4 protein-coding genes and 1 pseudogene are annotated in these 3,280 nt (G+C 31.0%); all 5 read left to right on the top strand.

Annotated features, from left to right (window positions below):
* Positions 1-192, top strand: a pseudogene (locus GMD1S_RS10025) (hypothetical protein); the annotation flags it as partial.
* A gap of 119 nt (positions 193-311) precedes the next feature.
* Positions 312-1,451 (top strand): hypothetical protein, encoded by a 1,140-nt coding sequence (locus tag GMD1S_RS10020; protein WP_001058094.1) that lies wholly within the window; start codon positions 312-314, stop codon positions 1,449-1,451.
* 13 nt (positions 1,452-1,464) lie between these two features.
* Complete coding sequence (locus tag GMD1S_RS10015; RefSeq protein ID WP_000785729.1) at positions 1,465-2,601, top strand: AbiH family protein; 1,137 nt, start codon at positions 1,465-1,467, stop codon at positions 2,599-2,601.
* A 157-nt stretch (positions 2,602-2,758) separates the two neighbouring features.
* Positions 2,759-3,160 carry a YbgA family protein gene (locus GMD1S_RS10010; RefSeq protein ID WP_000449691.1) on the top strand — a complete coding sequence of 134 codons (402 nt, stop codon included), beginning with the start codon at positions 2,759-2,761 and terminating at the stop codon, positions 3,158-3,160.
* Positions 3,144-3,280 (top strand): pyrimidine dimer DNA glycosylase/endonuclease V (locus GMD1S_RS12010; protein ID WP_008282507.1); only part of this gene is annotated, 137 nt, incomplete at its 3' end. The genes GMD1S_RS10010 and GMD1S_RS12010, both read left to right, overlap by 17 nt.

Genomic DNA, 3,280 nt, shown 5'->3' with positions numbered 1-3,280 from the left:
GAACTAACCAGCATCTACGACCTCTTTATGCGCTATACCGCAGCCAGCGCAGAAGCTTATCCAGAAAAAGAGCACCTGACCAAACTTCTCAAGGATCTAAACACAATCCGAGATAGCAAACGCCGATTGACTGGTTCGACTAAGAAGGATAAGAAAGTGAAAGTAGAAGAAGCAGAACGAGTAGCAGGATAAAGATAAACGTCTTTAGATATATTATTATCTAAAGGCGTTTTTGGGTGGATTCGTGGTATAATTTAAATGATATAATAATTTTGTTTGGCTAATTAAAAACATTAGATAGGGGTGCGGATTTGAATAATGATAAAAAATTAGATGAATTATCCTTTTTGATTTTATTGCAGGAAACTATGGAGTTAAAACAAATGTTATATCAGCTAAACAATTCTAATGATGATTTTGATAGATTTGAAATATCTATACCATTTCTCCCTATTTTATCATCCATCTGTTTAGCTTGGGTGGAAAAATTTGAGAAACATAAAGAAATAGTAAATTTACCAGATATTAAAGGTATTGATTTTGTCACATTATTAAAAAAAGTTCGAATTAGTTTTAAATTATATTCAGATAAAAGAGTTCTAAGAGCTTTTAAAATGCTAAATAATAGTGCAGAAAAACGAAAAAAAATATTAGAAACCGATTATAATTTTTTCCAGAAATTTGTCATTAGTATTGTTGGTCAAAAAGATTTAGGAGTATTTACGATTGACGATATTCCCTATGGAAACACCAGCCAGTTAAGTATTTATCTAGAAGAAATATTTGTCCAGAATAATTTTGATACTCTAAATAATTGGATGTTAAATAATAGGGAGTTTCTTATTGAATATTCTAGAACTTTAACAACATTTATTAATTCTATTACGATAGAATTTGAAGAAAAATTCTCAATTGATCCAACTTTGAAAATTAATGTCACTAGTTATAAGTTAAGTCATATGGATAAATTTTTGATGGATACAAAAAGGCGTAATATCTTACTGGGGGAAGTGTCTCTGGAAGTTCAATTGCAGTTATTTAATGTTTTATGTCAAAATAATTTCATAAATATTTTGGTTCCTGAAATATTTATGAAAACAGGTGGTTTATTATATCGTTTAAAGTTACAAACTTATTTAGTTAGTGTCAATACTATAAAAAAATTTTATAAGAAATTTTCAAAACTTTTAAATCCTTGTTTAGAGAAAAATATAGAAGAAATTATTGAATGTAAGGAAAAATTATTTTTGGAGAATACTCAATTTAGAAACAACATTTTTCACTATTCTCTCACAGGAATTTCTAGTAAAAATTTTTTAGGATACAAATATTATTTCAGAGCAGTTGTTGAGAGTTATGTAGAAATGAGTTTTGATGATTTTATAAAAATGATTGATGAAGAAACAGAGAAAATTAATGCAATTATTGAAAAAATAATAAATTTTAGGTAGAGGAGAAAAAATCATGGCAGATACTATTCTAATTCTGGGCAATGGCTTTGATATTGCAATGGGGCGAAAAACAAAATATACCGATTTTATTGAGTTTGAAAAACAATTATTTTCTAATCCAGATGAAGAATTGTTAGAGTTTCTAAAAGTTAAAAATATAAGGACTGAGAAATACAAAGATAATTTGTATTTAAAATTTATTAATGAGAATAAAGGTACTCTTGGGGATAATTGGTTTAATCTTGAAATCATGATTTCTCAACTTGCAGATGCGATAATGTATTTTAAAGAGAATATGCAATTGCTTTATGATTTATCAGCTATACATCCAGTTAGGAAAAGTAACGATATATTGAAAAAAGAAACTAATTTCAGTGCAAAATACTTTATTGCAAACATATTTGCCCCATTTTATCAAGAGTATGAGTGGAAGTTGTTAGATAGAGATTTTGTATTGAACAAACTAAACTATATCTTTATCGAACAGTTAAATTTATTAACAGAACTGCTAGAAATCTATCTGTCATATTTAGATTATTTAGATTTTGAAGTTCAAGGGATTAACCCCAAGCCAACAGCCTTGGATTCGGTACCTAATTTATCACATACCTATGTTTTAAATTTTAATTATACCAACACGTCAGCTTATCTATTTGGAACTGTTGAAGAAAGAACTCATTTCATACATGGGCGAATTGATTTAGATAGAAAGTTTAATGCCATGGTTTTTGGAATTGAGGATAAAGAAAATGACGTTAACAGTGATTTGATTCCTTATCAGAAATATTATCAACGAGTTGTTAAGGAAACTGGAAATTATTATGAAACTTTTTTCGACCCAACTTTAGAATTCACAGAAGATGAGTTATGTATGCCTTATTCTTCGTCTAAAAATATAATCATATTTGGTCATTCAGTAGATCCTTTAGATAAAGAGATTTTTCAAAAATGTTTTGAATTATCAAAGAAAGGTGAGTATCCTTATCGATTTGTTTTCACTTATGTTAATGAACCAGCTAAACGTTCAATTATTAAGAATCTCGCAATCATCCTTGGTAAAGAAAAATTGATAGAGTTAACAGGAAAACGTAATATTGTATTTATAAAGAGTGATGATAAGGATGGTATGAAAGAAGTTCTACTACCTTAATAAAGTTAAGAATAGTTTATAGCCCACTCGCTCTAGTCAGGTCGAGTGGTTTTTCTTGAAATATGATAAAATAGAAAAGATAATACATTTTTGAAAGAGTTTTAGATACAATTTTGTTTCCATATTTCCTGGAAACTGATAGAAAGTAAGGAGAAAGATGGAAACTAACCAAAAATCCCATTGTCAGCAACTCTGGGCTAGAAATAAATACCTCGTTTTGAGCCATTCCAGCAATATTTACAATGAGATTCGCCAATATCTCAAGAATGAAGTGGTGGAGCTGAGTCATGTTCAAGAACTGATTGACCGTGCCTGTCAAATCCCAGAACATAGGGGTCAAGTTTGCAATGCCTTCCAGCATATATGGGGCTATTTCAAAAAGAAAGCGACAGATGCTGAGCGCAAGGACTATATGCTCTTGCTGGATCGCTACCGTTTTGGTCAGGTTTCCAAGGAAGACTTGATTGCTAAGACTCGAGTGTTGCTTGATCGCTATCCAAATACCTACTTGCAACATTCGACTTTACTGAAAGGAGACTCTCATGAGACTTTGGCATGAGGCTTTGATTTCACAACTTCCCCGTCCGCAGCTTTTGGGGCAACATCGAGAGTGCTGTGCTCTTCGTGGCAATGGCTGGGGCAGAAAGCATGCGACGGTGGACTATGTCTTTACCCACTC

The organism is Streptococcus sp. GMD1S (genome assembly GCF_000296875.1).
Lineage (GTDB): Bacteria > Bacillota > Bacilli > Lactobacillales > Streptococcaceae > Streptococcus.
Note: the sequence above shows the minus strand (reverse complement) of the source record. Positions and strands in the feature narration are given on the sequence as shown.